Origin of the sequence: Streptomyces sp. SID1328, from assembly GCF_009865595.1 — a bacterium.
Taxonomy (GTDB): domain Bacteria; phylum Actinomycetota; class Actinomycetes; order Streptomycetales; family Streptomycetaceae; genus Streptomyces; species Streptomyces griseoluteus.
Map to the genome: position 1 here is coordinate 1 of NZ_WWKH01000755.1, position 17291 is coordinate 17291.

14 protein-coding genes and 1 pseudogene are annotated in these 17291 nt (G+C 69.7%); 10 read left to right on the forward strand and 5 right to left on the reverse strand.

From position 1 onward, the window contains the following. Window positions 1-76 precede the first annotated feature (76 nt). From GT030_RS24055 to GT030_RS24070, 4 genes are all read left to right on the forward strand, one after another. Window positions 77-262, forward strand: coding sequence for a DUF1737 domain-containing protein (locus tag GT030_RS24055; RefSeq protein WP_161199980.1), 186 nt, complete (start codon window positions 77-79; stop codon window positions 260-262). A 57-nt stretch (window positions 263-319) separates the two neighbouring features. Next, the gene (locus GT030_RS24060) at window positions 320-1291 is read left to right on the forward strand and encodes a transposase family protein (RefSeq protein ID WP_161202884.1); all 972 of its coding nucleotides are present in this window, start codon (window positions 320-322) and stop codon (window positions 1289-1291) included. A gap of 1450 nt (window positions 1292-2741) precedes the next feature. Then, the gene (locus tag GT030_RS24065; RefSeq protein WP_161202885.1) at window positions 2742-4226 is read left to right on the forward strand and encodes a GAF domain-containing SpoIIE family protein phosphatase; all 1485 of its coding nucleotides are present in this window, start codon (window positions 2742-2744) and stop codon (window positions 4224-4226) included. 8 nt (window positions 4227-4234) lie between these two features. After that, window positions 4235-4717, forward strand: coding sequence for an STAS domain-containing protein (locus GT030_RS24070; RefSeq protein ID WP_346009730.1), 483 nt, complete (start codon window positions 4235-4237; stop codon window positions 4715-4717). Window positions 4718-5052: 335 nt separating this feature from the next. Here GT030_RS24070 and GT030_RS24075 read toward each other — a convergent pair whose 3' ends face one another. Then, on the reverse strand, window positions 5053-5646 hold the full coding sequence (locus GT030_RS24075; protein ID WP_161202887.1) for a hypothetical protein: 594 nt from the start codon (window positions 5644-5646) through the stop codon (window positions 5053-5055). 277 nt (window positions 5647-5923) lie between these two features. On the opposite strand from GT030_RS24075, the gene GT030_RS24080 reads away from it, so the two are divergent. Continuing rightward, window positions 5924-6175: an EF-hand domain-containing protein gene (locus GT030_RS24080; RefSeq protein ID WP_161202888.1), complete on the forward strand. Its 252-nt coding sequence runs from the start codon at window positions 5924-5926 to the stop codon at window positions 6173-6175. An 81-nt stretch (window positions 6176-6256) separates the two neighbouring features. Here GT030_RS24080 and GT030_RS24085 read toward each other — a convergent pair whose 3' ends face one another. Next, window positions 6257-7993, reverse strand: coding sequence for a prenyltransferase/squalene oxidase repeat-containing protein (locus tag GT030_RS24085; RefSeq protein WP_161202889.1), 1737 nt, complete (start codon window positions 7991-7993; stop codon window positions 6257-6259). Between the two features lie 68 nt (window positions 7994-8061). Then, window positions 8062-9024, reverse strand: coding sequence for a terpene synthase family protein (locus GT030_RS24090; RefSeq protein ID WP_161202890.1), 963 nt, complete (start codon window positions 9022-9024; stop codon window positions 8062-8064). 339 nt (window positions 9025-9363) lie between these two features. Between GT030_RS24090 and GT030_RS24095 the strand changes: the two genes are divergently transcribed. The 3 genes and pseudogenes from GT030_RS24095 (at window position 9364) to GT030_RS36700 (ending at window position 11129) form a co-directional block, all read left to right on the forward strand. Further along, window positions 9364-10029, forward strand: coding sequence for an HNH endonuclease family protein (locus tag GT030_RS24095; protein ID WP_346009731.1), 666 nt, complete (start codon window positions 9364-9366; stop codon window positions 10027-10029). 285 nt (window positions 10030-10314) lie between these two features. Beyond that, a pseudogene (locus GT030_RS36695) lies at window positions 10315-10761 on the forward strand (replication-relaxation family protein); the annotation flags it as partial. Window positions 10762-10865: 104 nt separating this feature from the next. Beyond that, window positions 10866-11129: a hypothetical protein gene (locus GT030_RS36700; protein WP_237522776.1), complete on the forward strand. Its 264-nt coding sequence runs from the start codon at window positions 10866-10868 to the stop codon at window positions 11127-11129. 129 nt (window positions 11130-11258) lie between these two features. Here the strand turns inward: GT030_RS36700 and GT030_RS24105 are convergent, their stop codons facing one another. Together GT030_RS24105 and GT030_RS24110 are read right to left on the reverse strand one after the other, a co-directional pair. After that, window positions 11259-11792: a kinase gene (locus tag GT030_RS24105; protein ID WP_202460499.1), complete on the reverse strand. Its 534-nt coding sequence runs from the start codon at window positions 11790-11792 to the stop codon at window positions 11259-11261. Window positions 11793-11805: 13 nt separating this feature from the next. Beyond that, window positions 11806-12441, reverse strand: coding sequence for a helix-turn-helix transcriptional regulator (locus GT030_RS24110; RefSeq protein ID WP_161202892.1), 636 nt, complete (start codon window positions 12439-12441; stop codon window positions 11806-11808). A 1397-nt stretch (window positions 12442-13838) separates the two neighbouring features. Here GT030_RS24110 and GT030_RS24115 point away from each other — a divergent pair. Both GT030_RS24115 and GT030_RS37190 read left to right on the forward strand, forming a co-directional pair. Next, window positions 13839-14708 (forward strand): hypothetical protein, encoded by an 870-nt coding sequence (locus tag GT030_RS24115; protein WP_161202893.1) that lies wholly within the window; start codon window positions 13839-13841, stop codon window positions 14706-14708. Then, window positions 14705-17291, forward strand: a 2587-nt coding sequence (locus GT030_RS37190; protein WP_202460497.1) for a caspase family protein, incomplete at its 3' end; no start/stop codon positions are given. The genes GT030_RS24115 and GT030_RS37190, both read left to right, overlap by 4 nt.

Genomic DNA, 17291 nt, shown 5'->3' on the forward strand with positions numbered 1-17291 from the left:
ACGACCTTGGGAGCGATTGGCCCGGTAAGGCGGGTGCCTGGCTCGGCGGACGGGTGCGCATGAGATCTTTCTTTTCATGAGTACACCACCAGACGGATTGCCTATCTACCGAGTCTTGACCGGCCCGGACGACGCCGCGTTCTGCCATCGTGTGAGCGAAGCGATAGCTCTTGGCTACGAACTGCACGAGGGCCCTGCGGTCACTTTCAACGGTGAGAGGGTCATCGTCGCCCAAGCGGTGGTATGGCCAGCACAACCCTAGGACTTATGGTCGCGGTCTGCCCGTGACACGAGAAGGACCGTACGGGTTAGGCGAGTTGTGACGCTTGCCTGGGCCCGTGCGGCCTGTTCCCATCTGTCCGGGGTCTCCCGTGCACACTTCGGCGAGTTACTCGAAGAACTTGCTCAGCGTTGGGAGGCTGCGCGTGAGTCGGCGCTGCGCCAGCGGCGCGGCCAGGACCGGCGTTGGGCGGCAGGTGCCGGACCGAAGCGGCGGCTGGTCTTCCTGGACCGACTGCTGGTTACGCTGGTGCACCTGCGGCTCGGTCTGCCGCATGCGGCGCTCGCCGAGCTGTACGTGGTGGACCGCTCCACCATCTCGAACGCGGTTCGCGAGGTCCGGCCGCTGTTGGCGGCCCGCGGCTTCGCCGTACCCGACCGCCCCGGCATCCGGTTGCGCACGCTGGAAGACCTATTCGCCTACGCCGACGCCGAGGGCGTCGAGCTGCGGATCGACGGCACCGAGGTCCAGGTCCGCCGTCCGAAAGCCGGCCGTCCGGGTCTCAAGGCCTTCGTGTCCGGCAAGAAGAAGCAGAACACGATGAAGACCACGACCTTCAGCGACGGTCAAGGCCGCACCCTGTTCAGCGGTGTGGTCCGGCCCGGCCGCATGCACGACCAGACCGCCGTGCGCAGCGAGGGCATCGCCGAACAGTTCCGCCAGTACCCCGATGTCAAGGCCACGGTCGACGAAGGCTACCGCGGGCTAGCCAACGAGTTTCCTGACCAGGTCGACGCCCCACCGAAGAAGCCCAAGGACGACGCCCCGCTGGGCGAGCACCACGCATGGCACGAGCGACGTCGTCATCAGTCCTCGGCACGGATCCATGTCGAGCACACCAACACCGAGTACAAACAGTGGCGGCCCCTGCAGCGGTTCACCGGCCGCCGCGAGACCTACACGGAAACCCACCTCGCCATCGCCGGACTGGTCTCCGACCGCTCCGCCCGCAGGCCCATGCGACGCAAGCCCGGCAGCGAACTCGTGCTCACCCGGCAGGCCGTCTGCTGATCACCCCCAGCCGACCCGTCACGAGCGTGCCCCGACCTCAATCGCTCCCAAGGTCGTTACTCCTTCACTCCAGCCAAGGGACATGGGCAGAGCGGCCGCAACGGGGATGTCAACGGGCCGACCACGCAGGAACCAAGGCTTTGACCAAGCGCTGACGGACCATGCGCGCGCCTGGGGCCTTACTCTCAGTGGGTGGGTGCCTGACCGGCGTCCTCTGGGACCGGTGGCTGCGGGAAAAGACGCTCTTCAAAAGCGGTCACTCCGAACAGCAGAGCCATCATCGCCACGGGTATGAGCAGGGCAAACAGGATCACAGCACCTCCCAGAAGGTCGGTCTGTGGCACCTGACGGAGCCAGCTCTAGGATGCGGCCGAACGGGGGAACGCGCACCCCGGCCCACAGGCAGCACGCCAGCCAGGGCGCCAGTGATCCCACCTCACGCCAGCCAGGGCGCCAGTGATCCCACCTCCCCAGCGGACGAGAGCCAGCACCGCTCGAAGCGGGCGGCCCAGGCGGTGACCACGCCAGGGGCGCCCTTAGCCTATGAACGGCCAGCGACCTGCCCAGCTCGAGGATTCTCGGATGAGCGGTTGAAGTGCGGTCCCGGCTGCAGCTGCGGCTGCCAGAGCGGCACCGCTTGTCAGTGTGGCGGCGGCTGCGGCCGACCTCCTCGACCGCGCCACAGATCCTCTGCCCACCGGCGGGTCGAGGACCCATTGCGGACCGGCCCACCCCGGCCTTCGCTCTGCCAGCCCGGTGGGGTACTCGGCTCGGTCCGTCTTCTCCGGCCCCCGCAGGCAGAGAGCGCACGGGCGGACGTCCTGAGGCTGGCGCCCTAATGCCGGAATCATCCTTCCGGGGCCACCCAGGGCGGGAGCAGGCCCGGTCCTGCTGGTGATCAGTAACGTGCGGACATGCCGTCACTCGCGCACGGCGTGACCGCGTCGTTTGGCGCGGCCTTCTGCTCCGGAGGTGTCTCGATGATGAGTCCTGGTGGCCTGCTCCCCCGACCCGTCCGGAGATCCCCTGCTCCAGCCATGCCGCGGGGACACGGGTGCATCCGCAGGTGGGTGGTGACGCCTTGGCACGCTGTGCGTCCTTCGCACACTCTGGCCGTCGATCAATTGCCCGGTTCCAGCTGCCACTATTGCCGGGCCGCGACGCTGCGGAACGGGTGGAGCAGCTGTCCACCATTGAGATGCGATGGGCATAACAACGTGGTCACGGTCCAACGCCGATCTGCGTTTTTCCGGCCCGAGCGTCAGGAGGGCCGATCAGGCCGAGGGCGGCGGTTGTTGGTTCGCCCGTTTCTGTTGCCGAGTGACCGCATCACCGGGCAGGCGTCCGGTGCCCGGCGGACAGCGGCATTGGTGTTGGGGCGTCTGATCGATTTAGGCTGCGCCGGCTCGTGTCGTTCATGGCGGCAGCCCATCCACGGAGAGGAAAGCCGATGATGCAGCAGGCATCGGCCACCGGCCCGGCTCCCAGGCGCCGCCCTGAGCTGGTCCCTGACCCGGATGTAGAGGCGGCCCGGATCGCGGCGGTGCGCCGCTACGACATCCTCGACACTCCGCCCGACGGGGCGTTCGACCGGGTGGCGGCCATGGCCGCCCGGCTTTTCGACGTGCCGGTGGCGACGGTCACGATCGTGGACACCGACCGCATCTGGTTCAAGGCCGCCCACGGCCTGGAGGGTGTCGCGGAGATCGGCCGTGATCCGGGCCTGTGCGGCTCGGCGATCCTGCGCGATGACACGATGGTCATCCCCGACACTCTTCAGGACCCCGTCGCGGCGGGCAATCCGCTGGTCGCCGGGGAGATGGGGGTGCGCTTCTACGCCGCCGCACCCATCATCACCCCGGAGGGGCACCGGCTGGGCACGGTCAACGTCCTCGACACCCGGCCGCGCTCGGTCACCGAGGAGGACACCGCCACCCTGGCCGATCTCGCCGCGATCGTGCTGGACGAGATGGAGTTGCGGCTGTCGGCGCTGCGTGCTCTGCGCGACGAGCAGGCCCGCCGGGAGGCGGAGCAGCGGCACGCCGAGGCGGAACGGGCGCGGGCCGAGGCGGAACGGGAAGCGCGGGAGAAGGCGGAGCGGGACAAGGCCGCCATCGCCGCGTTCGCCTCCACCCTGCAGCGCACCCTGCTGCCCCCGGCTCTTCCTGTGGTGCCGGACCTGGAACTGGCCTGCCACTACCGCACCGCCTCCGCCCACGATGTGGGCGGTGACTTCTACGACGTCTTTCCCCTCGACGGTGACCGGTGGGTGTTCTTCCTCGGTGACGTGTGCGGCAAGGGCCCGGAGGCGGCGACCGTCACCGCCTTGGCCCGCCATACCCTGCGCGCTGCGGCCCAGATCAACGCCGCCCCGGTCACCGTGCTGAGCGCGCTCAACACCATGCTGCTCACCGACGTCGCCGCCGGCCGCCGCTTCTGCACCGTCCTCTTCGGTCTCCTGGAACCTCGGGAGGACGGCGGTTTCACCGTCACCGTCGCCGCCGGCGGCCACCCGCCGGCCTACCACCTTCGCTCCGATGACAGCGGCGCCGTCTGGGTGAGGGCCGTACGCCCCAAGGGCGGGATGCTCGTCGGCGCATTCCCGCAGGCGCCCTTCGCCCAGACCACGTTTTCCCTGACGGCCGGGGAAAGCCTGTTCCTTTACACCGACGGGTTGATCGAAGCCCGCACCGCCGAGGGCGCCATGCTCGGGGACGACGGCCTGACCGGCTTCCTCCACCAGCGCACCGGGCCCGTCACCGCCACCTCCCTGGTCGAGGACAGCATCACCCTGCTGGCCTCGCTGCCCGACGGAGCCGGCGACGACGTGGCTCTGCTGGCCCTGTCCGTCCCCCACCCTCACGCCACACCCCACGGCAGTGCCGCTGCCACCGCCCACACCGCCGCCGCGCCCGAACACTTCGGCCAGGAGTGATGACCGACGTGACCAGCACGCTGCACCTGACCGTCCAGCACCCACGCCCCGACCTCGCGGTCGCCACCGTCACCGGCGACATGGACCTGCACACCGCGGACACCCTGCGCCACGAAGCCTCCAAGATCCTCGAGCGCCAATGTCCACGCCTGATCCTGGACCTGTCACACGTCGGCTTCTGCGACTCCACGGGTCTGAGCGCCCTCATCAGCCTCTGGCACGCCGCCCAGAAGGCGGGCGGTGCCCTCGGACTCGCCAATGTCCCCGACCGCCTGATGCGGATGCTCACCCTCACCGGCGTCGACGCAGTCCTGCCGGTCCACGCCACCGCCGCCGAAGCACTCACCACCATGACCGACAGCCCATCCACCAGTACCGGCGAGCACGGCTCGATCACCCGGGTTTTTACCGACGCCGGAACCCGTGAGCCGACCGAGGTGGAGCGCACGGCCTGCGACAGCACGCACCACTCCCCTGCCAAACTGAGCTGATCGCGTCAACCCGCCACGATGGCGGGTGTACCCCCAGAGATTGGACCCGGCCCTCTCACTGCGGCGTACCAGGTCTGAACTACCACCCCCTGACAGCGCGTGTCAGCGGGTCACACGCCGGTGGCCTCCTCGCCGGCGTCGCACGCCGCGGCGGCCGGTCAGCATCTCGTTGCTGGGCAGGGCCCTTCGCACCGAGCTCGCCGCGTACCCCCAGGCGGCGGGCAAGCCCGGCGGCTGACGATCCCGGCCGTCAGTCTGGGGAACGGTGACCGTGGCCATCCCCCAAACCGAGATGCCGAGGCCGGCGTGGCACGGGCCGGCCTGGTGCGACGAGGTCAGAGCACGGCGACGGTGAACGGCCTGTCTGCGGACTTGCCCTCGCTGTCGCTCGTGACGATTGTGATGGTGTCGGTGGCGTTGCCGCAGTAGCCGTGAGGTCCGCCGATGGCAGTGATCTCGCCCCGGCTGTTGTTGAGCGTCGCGACGATCGCCGCGCTACTCAGGTCGATGTTGGAGTCCGAGACCTTGACGCAGTACACGCCCGCCTGGTTGGTGCCGGTTCCCCGGGTGACAGCGTCGACGTTCTTGGATCCGAGGAGTGAAGCGGTGCCGCTGACCTTCGCGGCGGCGCGGGCGTACGGGGCGTCCAGGTTGCCGGCAGCCGCAGCAGTGCCGGACAGGACGGCCAGTGACGTCACGGCGCCGAGAGCGAGCGCGACGACTCGGCTGGGACGGGAGGCGGAAATGCGCATGTTTCCTGCTTCTTTCTCGGTCACGAGCACGCTGTTGAGCCAGCGTCGACCGGGGAGTTCGATCAGGACGGGTGTGCCGCCAGCGGACAAAGGAGCAGGGGCACCTGCGACCGGCGTCACGACAGGAAGCCAAGCAGAGTTCTGGGAGAGGAAACGGTGCTGCTTGCGCTGCTCCATACCAACGCGTGAAGCAGTGCTTCCAAACATCAATGGGGTGCACCACCGGCGCACTTCGCACTCCCGGCGCTCCGGCCGACCGGCGTCCTCGTCTGCGGTGGGCGGGAGCGCCACCCGGAAGTGACCAGCTTCTCTTTCGGGGGACCCGCTGGGCGAGTGCACAGCCCGTGCGGCATGGGCGGCGCATCCTGAGCAGACAGGACGCGTTCGGCCGCGTCCCCCGTGGAGCAGGTTCGGTCTGCCCGAGACACGCACGCCCCTACCGACGGAGACACATATGAACGCCACTCAGGTCGACCAGGCATTCAGCATCATCGACGCCAACAAGAACGGAACCGTCACGCTGGCCGAGATCACGTCCGCGCTGGAGGACCGCCAGATCGACGTCGATGCGGGTTCCCTGGACACCGCATTCCGTGAGCTCGACAAGGACGGCGACGGCCGGCTCACTCACGCCGAGTTCTCCGGCTTCCAGATGGAGCCCTACAAGTCGTCGGTCGGTACCACTCTGGCCAAGCTTCTGGCGTAACTGACCGCCCACTCGGCCGGCCGAGTGCTGCCCGATGCAGCCAGTCGCCCGGCAGGCGCCTGGGGCCGTTCACTGGCGGCTTTAGAACGGCGCCGGGTGGCTCGCAGGGTCGGATCCCTGTGCAGGCCGCAGCTGATTCTGTTCCTCGACTGCCATCTTCGACGGCGCGTTCAGGGACGGACTGCGGGCAGCCCGGCCACGGGCCGAAGACGAAGCCGTGTCGGGTTCGCCCTTGTTGTCACTGACCCTGGGAGGGGTGCGGCATGGTGTGGGAGCCAGGCGGCGGGTGAGGTGGCCGAGGGCGAGCAGGGTGAAGACATCGGCGAGCGCGGGGACGGTGAAACCGAACGGGCGGGGTCCGATGGAATCCGCAACGCTGGAGATCGATCCGTCGGGGCGTTGCTGGGTGAGCAGGTAGGCGACGCCCCGGACCGCGGGGCCGGGGGTGTTCTGGGTTGTGAGGGCCGTCAGGGCGTAGGCGGTACTGAGCGCGTCGCTCGCGTCGCCGTCCTGCTGGCTCCACCCGCCGTCGGCGTTCTGGCAGTCTGCCACCAGGGCCACGGCCCTTTTGATGATGTGCTGCGCGGGGCTGCCGGGGCTGGTGTCGGGGTGCCGGGATGCTGCGAGGACGGCGCGGGAGACGGTGTGCAGGCGGCTGCTGCTCCAGTCCGGCGGGAAGGAACCGTCGGGACGTTGCTGAGAGGCGAGGTAGGCCAGGGCCGCTTCGACCTCATGGCGGTGAGTGGGGCCCTGAGTGCTGAGGGCGTTGGCTGCTGCGGCGGTCATGCAGGCTTCCGAGGGCGCGCTGGCCAGGTAGGTCGGGAAGCCGCCGTCCTTGCCCCGCAGGGTGCGCAGTGCGCCCAGTGCGCGGTGCAGCGGAGCGCGGTAGACGTCCGGGCCGGCGAGGTGGAGGACTTCGGCGGCCACCGAGGTGCAGTCCGCGTCCGGGAGTTGGACGCCATCGGCAAAGGACCAGCCGCCTGTGGGGTGTTGGAGAGCGACCAGGCGCCGGGCGAGGAGGTCCACGACCGGTGCGCCGGCTCCGGCGGCGTGCAGGGCGACTGCGGCGGTTGCGGTGACCCAGGTGTTCTCGTCGCGGATGAACGGCATCCCGCCGTCGGGACGCTGGTGCCGCAGCGCGGTCTTCACTCCTTCGGCGACCAGCGGGTACTGGCCTGGGACAGGTACCAGGGCGTGCAGGACCGACAGGTGGATGAGGAGATTGGCCTCCCAGATGGTTCCGGGCCGCTGTGTGGAGCGCAGCAGTTCCAGGTCGCCTTCGTCGACCGTACGGTGTCCGTGGGCGTGGGCGAGGATCGTTTTGACGGCGGTGACCTGAACGCGCGCCCAGGTGTGCAGACCGTTGAGGCTGATGGGCTCAGGACGGGAGATCTTTTCGGCCGGTGCGACGCGTAGGAGTGTCAGGACCGCGTGCAGCAGGGCACGCTTGCGGGGGCCGGTGAAGTCCGGGGCCCGGGTGAGGAACCGTTCCCCATCGGGCAGACCGTCCGGGGCGGGCTTGTAGCCCAGGGCGGCCCGGGCCAGAAGCCGGTCCAGTGGTTCGGGAGAGTCGCAGTGCAGGGACAGGTAGGCGGCCACGCGGCTGCGGGCGGCGGGTTCTAGGCGGGTGCGGTCCAGGAGGGCCAGGAGCAGTGCGGATTCCAGGACGCGGCTTTGGCAGGGACTGTGCAGGGTTCCGTCAGGCCGGATCATGTTGAGGAGATGAGCACGGAGGCGTGCGGTAGCGGGGACCAGTTCGGCAGGCAGCGCGGAATGCGGCCAGTGGGGCAGGCCCGCGGCCGGGGCAGCGATTCTCATCGGCTCGGTTCCTCCGCATCGTCGTTCTGGGCCTGCGCCTGCTGCGCCCGGTCGCATGGTTTTTCGGGTCAGAGCAGCGGCCCTGAGGCGTGAGGGGGTACTGGGGGCCCGGGTTCGGGGGTGAAGCGCCCGGTGCGGGCCAGCCACTGCAGCGTGGCGGCCATGAACGTCTGCGTCAGGTCCACGTACCGGCGCACGTCTGCCTGCCGTTCGGGGGGCACACCGTGGCCTGTGCGCAGGGCGGTGGCGGCGGTGCTGAAGTCGCGGCGGCGTTCGGCGATCAAGGCCGCGGCCCGTGCACGGGCCGCGGCCGGGGAACAGCCGTCCTGCCGGGCGAGGACGGTCACCAGGTTGTCCTGACCGGCAGCCGCGTCGTCGGCCGCCGAAGCCAGGTCATTCGCCCATCCGGCCACATCGGCCAATGCCCGCCGCAGCTCGCCCAGTCGGGCACTGACCTGCCCACACTCCACCCAGGGGGCGTTGCCGGTGCGTTCCAGCACGTCGAGAAGCGGAAGCAGGGTGATCGTGCGGCGGCGCAACTGCACGTAAGGCTCGAAAGACAGCCGGACGCCATTACGGCGCAGGGCCACTTCCTCCTCGGTCGCATCCAGGAAGTCGGTGTAGTCCTCGGTGAACCGCTCCCGCCACCGGGCGGACATCCCCTCGGCCGTGCGCTCCCACAGCCCCCTCAGCACGACGGCATGCGGGGACGTCGCCACGGGCAGCAGACCACCGCCGACGGCCAGGACCTCACGCAAGGGAGCAGTGAACTTCTCCACCGCGCCGGGGACCACCCCCATGCCTCGCCGATCGATCATGTCGTCCACCAGGCAGATGAACACGGCCCACTGGGCCGTCAGAGCAACATCACAGGTGCCGGCCTGTGGCAGAGCCCCTTCAGCGAGCGCCTCCAACCTCATCGCGGCAAGCCGCCGCCGCTCCCCCTCATCCGCCACCAGCCCCACCGTCCGAGCCCACCGCAGCACCGCCTCGGACCCAGGACCGACCGGACCTGTCTGCGGGTCATCCATGTCCCCACGGTGACCGGACCGCGTCCTTGACTGCACCGTCAGGTGCCGGATTTACCCCGTTTGAGTGATCAGCGCCTACCCGCACACTCGCATGGCGGGAGGCGGCAGCGGGCCTGACGTAGGCGGTATCAGACACATGCGGGAGAAGACGCTGTGGCCGATGCTCTACGAGACCTCCGGTGCGGCCTTGAGACTGTGCCAGGGCGCCGGCGTCCCCTGCAGCCCGGTCTGACTTACCGCTCGTCAGGGTGATGCTGTCCCTGGTTCCGGGGCGTGCCGCGACGCGGGCTCGCTACGAAGAGGCACGACCTATTTCGTGCTCTTCGTCAAGGAGCCGCCGTGCGCCCTGCCCTCCACGTCCTGGCCGCCGTCCTTCTCGCCGTACTGCCCACCACGATCGCTCCCCCCGCGCAGGCCGCGCCGACCGCCGACACCCTGCCACTCGCCGAAGCGGTGGCCCAGCTGCCCGTCGCCGCGGAGGACCGCACCGGTTACGACCGTGAGCAGTCCTTCGGCGGCTGGATCGACGCCGACCGCGACGGCTGCAACACCCGCATGGAAGTTCTCCTCGAGGAAGCGGTGGAGCCGCCGGCGGTCACCGGCCGGTGCACCCTGTCCGGAGGTCGCTGGTACTCCTGGTACGACAACTCGTGGATCGACGGCCCGCGCAGTCTCGACATCGACCACCTGGTCCCGCTCGCCGAAGCCTGGGACTCCGGAGCCTCCGCCTGGACCCGGCAGCGTCGCGTCACCTACGCCAACTACCTCGACGACGCACGCCACCTCGAGGCCGTCAGCGCCCGATCCAACCGGCAAAAGGCCGACCAGGACCCCACCACCTGGCTCGTGCCCGACAACCCTGCCGAACGCTGCCACTACCTGGCCAACTGGACAGCCGTGAAACTCCAGTGGGGCCTGGCCGTGGACCCGGCCGAGCAGAACACGCTGACCCTCGGCGCCGCCGAGTGCCCCGGCACCAACGTCACCATCAATCCCGTCCCATAACCCAGCCAGGCTGACGACCTCGAGGACTGCCGACTGTGCCCCGGCTGCTATCCGCCCGTCTACGGAAGCTTCTCCTCGCACACCCTGATCGGGGCCAGTCCGATGCCAGTGATCGGGCTGTGCAGGCTGTGCGCCGAAGCCACCACGCTTCGCTCGCTGCGCCAGGCCGACGTTCCCGTCAACCCGCAGCAGCGCGGATCCGTGATGATCGGCGTGGACGTGGGCAGCGGGGACCGGCTGGCGCTGGGTGTGCTGGTGCAGTACCGGATGGCGACCACCGAGCAGATGCACCGTGTGATCGCACCCGGAGTGCGTATCGAGCAGACCCGGCGGCGGCTGGCCCGGCTGCGCGTAGAGGGGCTGGTCGACCGGATCACCCTGCCGCAAGCCGGGCGGACCCGGGGGTGGTTCCCGACCGCGTACGGCGTGCAGCTCGCCTGCGAGTGGCCCGAGATGCGCGGAGGGCGGCCGTTCCGGACCGTGTCCGATCCGACCGCCGTGCGGCTGAGGGCCGGCCACACGCTGACCGTGACCGAGACCGCGCTCGTCTTCCTCGAGGACGCCCGCCGCCGCGGCGATGTGTGCGAGCCGCTGGACTGGATTCCCGAGGTGCATCACCCGATCGGAAGCGGCGAGGCCGTCATCCCCGACGAGCTGCTGTACTACCGGCGCGGCCCCATCGACGGCGAGGGCTGGTCGATGCTGCGTGCGTTCGTGGAAGTCGACCGGGCGACCATGGGCCCCGAGCGCCTTGCCGCCAAGCTGACCACGTACGAGCGCCTCCACCGCTACGTGCCCGTGGTCCCGGGGCGCGGCCGACCCTCCAGGAGCCGGCGGTGGAGGAGTGGCGGCGGCGCTACCCGCTCTTCCGCCGCGTCCTGTTCGTCCTGGACGGCACCGGCCCGGCCGGTGTCGAGAACCGGACCCGCGCCCTGCACGCGGCAGTTGGGCTGCTGGCCCACTTCCCCTACGACGTCCCAGTCCTCGCGGTGCCACTGGCCGACCTGCTCCAGCACGGCCCCTCCGCACCTGTGTGGCGCCCCGTCCACGACCCCGACCAGCGAGTCCCCTGGACCGGCCCCGGGCATCGGCAGACATGAAGCGCCGCCGCCGCGGGGAAGCGTCAGCAGTGCGCTGACCAGCCATGGTCGGGGCTGGGCACGGCATAGCCATACCCATGGTCGGCCTCACGGTCGGGGCGGGGGCGGCGCGTCGCAGATGTGCTCCGGTCAGCGGTCCGCGGCGGGCAGTTGTGCTAGACCGGTGTCGTTCATGATGCGGTCGACGGTCTCGTGCAGGGCGCTGTCGGAGCCGATGACGGTCTCGGTGCCGCCGGGCAGCAGATCGCGTGCCCGGTACCAGTCGCGCAGCTGCGTCTCGCTGACGTCGTCGGCGATCGGCTTGGTGGCGTGCCGGGCGAGGGTTTCGCTGAACGGGACGTCCAGGTAGTAGTTGTGGGTCGGGCCGCGGTGGTCCGCGCGCAGCTCGGTGAGCATGTCGCCGTAGCGGTCGGCGTAGAGGATGCCTTCGACGACGACGTGGAATCCGGCGTCCAGGGCGTAGCGGGCGGTCAGGTCGATCAGGCCGATGTTCGCGGCGCCGGGCCGGTCCCGCTCGCGCAGCACGATGCGGCGGAGGTTGTCCTGGCCGACCAAGGCCAGGCCGCGGCCGAACCGCTCGAGCAGGCCGTACGCGACGGACGACTTCCCTGAGGCGCTGTTGCCGCGCAGCACGACCAGCCGGGTTTCTTCGGTGCCCACCATCACGGCGGTCACGTTATCGACGGCCAGTGACAGCGCCGGGGCGTTCCGGTACGGGGCCTACTTCGACGCCCGGGACGGGTGACCTTCCTCCCTCTCGTACGAGAGCTACTCGGAATCCAGTTCGGGGACGTCGGCATCTGGCGACAACGTCACGCTGAGCGGGTGGACAGGAATGTGGAGGACTTCCTGCTGCCGTCCCTTCAGGTTGGTGCGCACCGCGCAGCACGGTGAAGGCGTAGCGGCGGGCATCAGGGCTGGCCAGGGCCTGGTTCCAGGACAGCCAGAGCCGGTCGTAGGTCTTGTCGATGGCCGCTTGGCAGTAGGGGCCGATGAGGAAGACGCCGGCGTAGAGGCGGTAGCCGTTCTCAGTGAGGTCGCGGAAAGCGGTGAGGTCCAGGGGCGGGGTGGAGCGGGTGGCGGTCATCGTCCCTTGCACGCGGGAGGTGGAGTTGTCGACCCATGTGCGGGACTTGTTCTCGGTCTCCAGGGCGGCCTGGCGCCACAGCCGGTACAGCGGCCAGAAGGAGATGCCGAGGGCGACGGCGAGGTCGTAGAGGAGTTCCCAGCGGGGGTAGAACTTGCCGCTGAGCAGTTCGGAGATCTTCGATTTGGAGATGTGCAGGGCGTCACCGAGCCGGCTCATCGTCATGCCGGTCGTGGCGGCGGCGAGGTAGGCCTCGCGGACCGGGCCGAGCCAGGCCTGGTGGGCGCTGCTGACGTGGGCGGCGACCGGGCCGAGCGGACGGCCGGGACGACCCGGGGCACGTCCTGTGGGAGTGGTGGCGGCTTGGTCGGGGGGGCTGTGCGGGGTGGCCCGCGGTCGCGGGCCGGGGAGGCTTGTGCCGCCTGGGTGCGGCCAGCGGCCTGAACCCTGTGGGCTCACCCGTGCGAGGAGGCTCGTCGGGCGCCGGGGCCGGGTCCTTGAACCCGCTCATGGCGCCTCCCCTGCACTGTCCACGGCAACGGCCGCCGGCCCCCGCAGACGGGTGGGGTGCACGGCCTGCCGGGCCGTCAGGCCCGGTTCCTCCTCGCCCGTGTTCGCGGTGGTCGCTGCGGGCGCCGGTTCCTGCAGAGGGGCGCGGTGGGCGGCCTGCTGGGCCGTGAGTCCCGGCGTCTCTCCGCCGGTGTCCGCGGTTGTGGCCGCGGGGGCCTGCGGGCGGGCGCACAATCTGCTGGACTGTCAGGCCCAGTGCCGGGGCGAGTACGGCGATCGCGGCAACCTGCCCGTACATGACCATCACGATGCTCCACGCGAACACGGTCAGCGTGGCGAAGGCGATGAGCACAGAGGCCATATCCCTTTGCGTTCCATGAAGACCTCCAGGGTCGTCGGCCTGTCACAAGCCCACCGGCCCATCCACCGGCGGGTCCCGGACACGGACGGGTGCCACGCCGTCACCGTCCGGGAGGGAAACCAGGATGGAACACAAGGGAGTTGCTACGCCAAGTGATCACGGATTCACGGAACAATGACGGTCGGGGAACAGCTCGGCTCGAACGGGGACGAGCTGTCTTCCGAAGGAGAACGCGCAGGTCTGTTCGCTGTGGGGTGGAAGTTCCCGGTTCTCCTTGCAATCCCGCGTTCGACCAGCGTCCATGGATACAGGGCACCCCTTGGGGTGTCGGCCTTCCATCCGGAAGCGCCCGCCCCCGTGCCAGAACCACCCCGGGGGGGCGAGCACACGGTTCCCGCCCGGCCTGGACGAATCAGACCGGGCGGGAACGCACTATCCGCGCGGGACACTCCGAAGGTAGCGGACCCCACTGACAATCCACGCCGGGCGCACCCCGGCGCCCCGTGGGCCCCAGCCCGGCGCGTAGTGCAAGTAGCCCGCCCAGGCTCGCGCACCAAGACCTCCGCAGGCCCCAGTGCGATCACCGACAAGGCCGACAGGGCAACTGCCCCACTGACTCGCCCCCAACCGACTGAGCTCTACGGATCCGTCCCCACCAACCGGACGATCGGGAGATTGTGCTGCTCTCAGGCCTTTGGCGCCCTTACAGTCTGACCACGGCAGTGCGGGGGCGAGCGTGGGGGCACAGGGGATGGCGCGAGTGGTGGCGGTGCACGGCATCGGCAAGCAGAGGCTGGGTGAACATACGCTGCGCCAGCAGTGGCTTCCGGCTCTGAACGACGGCCTCGCCTGGGCCGACCACGCCGTTCGGTTGACGGAGTCCGATGTGACGGTCGCGTTCTATGGTGACCTTTTCCGGCCCGACGGGGAGTTCCTGGCGGCCGGGGACCCGCCCTACACCGCGGCTGATGTCGCTGCGGGCTTCGAGGAGGATCTGCTGCTTGCCTGGTGGCAGGCAGCTGCCGACAGTGATCCGGGCGTGGTTCCGCCCGACGCCGACACCTTGGTGGTGACGCCGGGTGTGGTGCAGGCTGCGCTGCGGGCCCTGTCGGGATCACGGTTCTTCGCCGGCCTCGCGTTGCGGGCGATGGTCTTCGATCTGAAGCAGGTCCACCACTACCTCACCGATGTCGATGTGCGGGCGAAAGCGCTGGCCCGGGTCGTCGACCAGATCGGTGAGGACACCCAGGTCGTGGTGGCGCACTCACTGGGTTCTGTCATCGCCTATGAGGCGTTGTGCGCGCGGCCGGGCCATGGGGTGCGGGCCCTGGTGACGATCGGATCCCCGCTGGGCATCCCCCACTTGATCGTGCACCGTCTGCAGCCGGCCCCGCTGGCACTGGGCGGAAGCCTGCGGGGCGTGTGGCCGGGCGGGGAGCACCTGGCATGGACGAATCTCGCTGATCAGGGGGACGTCGTGGCGCTGGTAAAGGATCTGCGGCCCGTGTTCGGGGAGCAGGTGCGGTGCGCGGTCGTCAGCAATGGCGCGCATGCGCATGATGCGTCGGCGTATCTGACGGACAAGCTGTGCGGTCAGGCCCTTGCGGATGGTCTGTCATGACCGCTGTGGCCGCAGGCAGTTTGAAGGAGGCTGAGGAGCCGCGCCGTTATCTGATCGCTGCCTCGGTCGCCCGGTACCCGAAGTGTGCCGACTGGGACCGTCCCGGCCTCGTCGAGGCCCGTGAGCAGATCGTGGAGCTGTTCACGCGCAAGCTCGGCTACCGGCATCACACAGCGCTGGGCGTAGACCCGACCGTGCAGCAGTTACGAGAGCAGTTGCGGGCGTTCTGCACGTCGAAGGAGCGGCGGGAGGACGACCTGGTCGTCGTCTATCTCTCCGGGCACGGGGAGGTGGACGAGTCCGGCGGCGAGCATGTGCTGCTGATGTCGGACACCGATCCGGCCGATGTGTCGTTCACCGCTTTGCCGACGGCGGAGCTGGTGCGGGTGTTCAGCGGTACGAAGGTTCGGCGTCTGATGCTGATCCTGGACACGTGTTACTCCGGGCAGGGTGGCAACGAGCTCGCCGCGGCCGCTCTGGAGCGGCTCAGTACGACCTGGACGCAGGGTTCGTCGGCTCCCGGGCTGGTGATCGTGTCCTCGGCCCAGCCCCATCAGCAGGCGAAGGCCGGTCTGTTCCCCGAGCTGCTGGGGAAGGCCGTGGGGGGCCAGGCCGTCGCGGGGCACGCGCCGAAGCATCTGTCGGTGTCGGCGGTGGTGCAGCAGATGAACAGCCACGTCGACAAGCCCGCCTACCAGCACATCAGCCTGTCCCTGCTCGGGCTGACGGGTGAGCCGCCGGACTTCCTGTCCAACCCGCGCCATGATGTGCGCCTCACGGATGTCGATCTCGCGCTGCAGGACGCCGCCGAGTTCGACGAGTACGCCCGTCGCAGGGACACCGAGTTCCATTCCCGTTTCCTGGTGCGCGCCATGGGCTACCACGGGGACGCTGTCCAGGGGTGGTGGTTCTGCGGCCGCCATCGTGTCCTGGCCAAGCTCGCCGGCTGGCTCAACAGGCGCGGCGGAGGTGAGCGGCAACGGCTTCCCCGCCGTGACACGCCTGCGGAGTTCGTGCGTGTGGTCACTGCGGGCCCGGGATCGGGCAAGACCGCTGTGCTCGGTCTGCTCGCCGCCCTCACCATGCCCGAGCGGCGTCGCACGGTTCCCCTGGACACCCTGGGTCTGGCCCCGGAGCAGATTCCCTGCGAAGACAGCGTCGACGTCGTCATGTACGCCCAGAACCTTACGAACAGCGAGGTCCTGCACGGTCTGGCGGCCGCGGCCGGGGTGAAAGCCTCCACGGTCGGTGAGTTCCTCGAAGCCCTGGGACAGAAGCACGACACGTCAGTGCGGCCGTTCACCGTGCTGATCGACGCCCTCGACGAGGCCGCCACACCCGACAGCCTGTGTTCCCAGGTCGTGCGCCCCCTCATCGACCACTCCCGCGGCCGGATCCGCCTGCTCCTGGGCACCCGCCCCTACCTCCTGGACCGACTCGGCCTCACCCCGCAGCAGCGCGAGCACCCGGGTGTGGTCCTCGACCTCGACAGCCCCGCCTACGCCGACCGCCAGGCGCTGCGCGCGTACACGATGCGCAACCTCATCGAAAGCCGCCGGACCTCTCCCTACCGGCGCCGCCCCGACCTGCTGGAACCGGTCGGGGCGGCGGTAGCCGAAGCAGCGGGGCGTTCCTTCCTGGTCGCCCGTGTCGCCGCCTACACCCTCGCCTCCGCCGACGAGGTGGTCGCCGACCCCTACGATCCACGGTGGCGTGCCAGCCTGCCGCGTCACGCCGGGCAGGCGATGCGCGAGGACCTCACCCGCCGCCTGGGCGAGGACGCGCGCCGTGCGGCCGACCTTCTGCGCCCACTGGCCTACGCCGAGGGCCAGGGCCTGCCCTGGGAGAGCATCTGGGCCCGTCTTGCCTCCGCCGTCTCCGGCCGCCCCTACACCGATGACGACCTGTTCTGGCTGCGACGCAACGCCGGCTCCTACGTCGTCGAAGCCACCGAGAACGGCCGCTCCGCCTACCGCCTCTACCACCAAGCCCTCACCGAACACCTCCGCGAAGACACCGACGCGAGGGCCGTACACAGTGCGTTCGTCGACGTCCTAACCGACTCCGTCCCCTACCGCGGCGACGCCACCCGTGACTGGTCCAGGGCACACCCCTACGCCCTGCACCACCTTGCCACCCACGCCGCAGCCGCCCACCGCATCGACGATGTCCTCGACATCCCCGAATACCTCGTCCACGCCACCCCCCACACCCTCACCCCCCAGCTCCAGCACGCCACCACCGACGAAGCCCGCCTCACCGCCGCCGTCTACCGCATGGGCCTCGACCTCCACGCCCCGGCCACCGTCGCCGTCCGCCGGCAGGCCCTGGCTCTCAACGCCGCCCGCGCAGGCGCCACCACCTTCCAGCGACAACTCACCACCCACGCCGCCCCCAACCAATGGACACCCGTCTGGGCCACCGGAAGCGACTTCACTCCCGCCCTCCGCGACACCCTCACCGGCCACACCGACACAGTGACTGCCGTAGCCTGCACCACTCTGGACGGCACACCCATCGCCGTTACCGTCAGCGACGACCACACCGTCCGCCTCTGGGACCTCACCACCGGCCAACCCATCG

Bases quoted from the DNA above. Each gene is read 5' to 3' on its own strand.
- GT030_RS24055 (WP_161199980.1), top strand. From the start codon at position 77: ATGAGTACACCACCAGACGGATTGCCTATCTACCGAGTCTTGACCGGC.
- GT030_RS24065 (WP_161202885.1), top strand. From the start codon at position 2,742: ATGATGCAGCAGGCATCGGCCACCGGCCCGGCTCCCAGGCGCCGCCCT.
- GT030_RS24075 (WP_161202887.1), bottom strand. From the start codon at position 5,646: ATGGAGCAGCGCAAGCAGCACCGTTTCCTCTCCCAGAACTCTGCTTGG.
- GT030_RS24080 (WP_161202888.1), top strand. From the start codon at position 5,924: ATGAACGCCACTCAGGTCGACCAGGCATTCAGCATCATCGACGCCAAC.
- GT030_RS24085 (WP_161202889.1), bottom strand. From the start codon at position 7,993: ATGAGAATCGCTGCCCCGGCCGCGGGCCTGCCCCACTGGCCGCATTCC.
- GT030_RS24090 (WP_161202890.1), bottom strand. From the start codon at position 9,024: ATGGATGACCCGCAGACAGGTCCGGTCGGTCCTGGGTCCGAGGCGGTG.
- GT030_RS24105 (WP_202460499.1), bottom strand. From the start codon at position 11,792: ATGGTGGGCACCGAAGAAACCCGGCTGGTCGTGCTGCGCGGCAACAGC.
- GT030_RS24110 (WP_161202892.1), bottom strand. From the start codon at position 12,441: ATGACGATGAGCCGGCTCGGTGACGCCCTGCACATCTCCAAATCGAAG.
- GT030_RS24115 (WP_161202893.1), top strand. From the start codon at position 13,839: ATGGCGCGAGTGGTGGCGGTGCACGGCATCGGCAAGCAGAGGCTGGGT.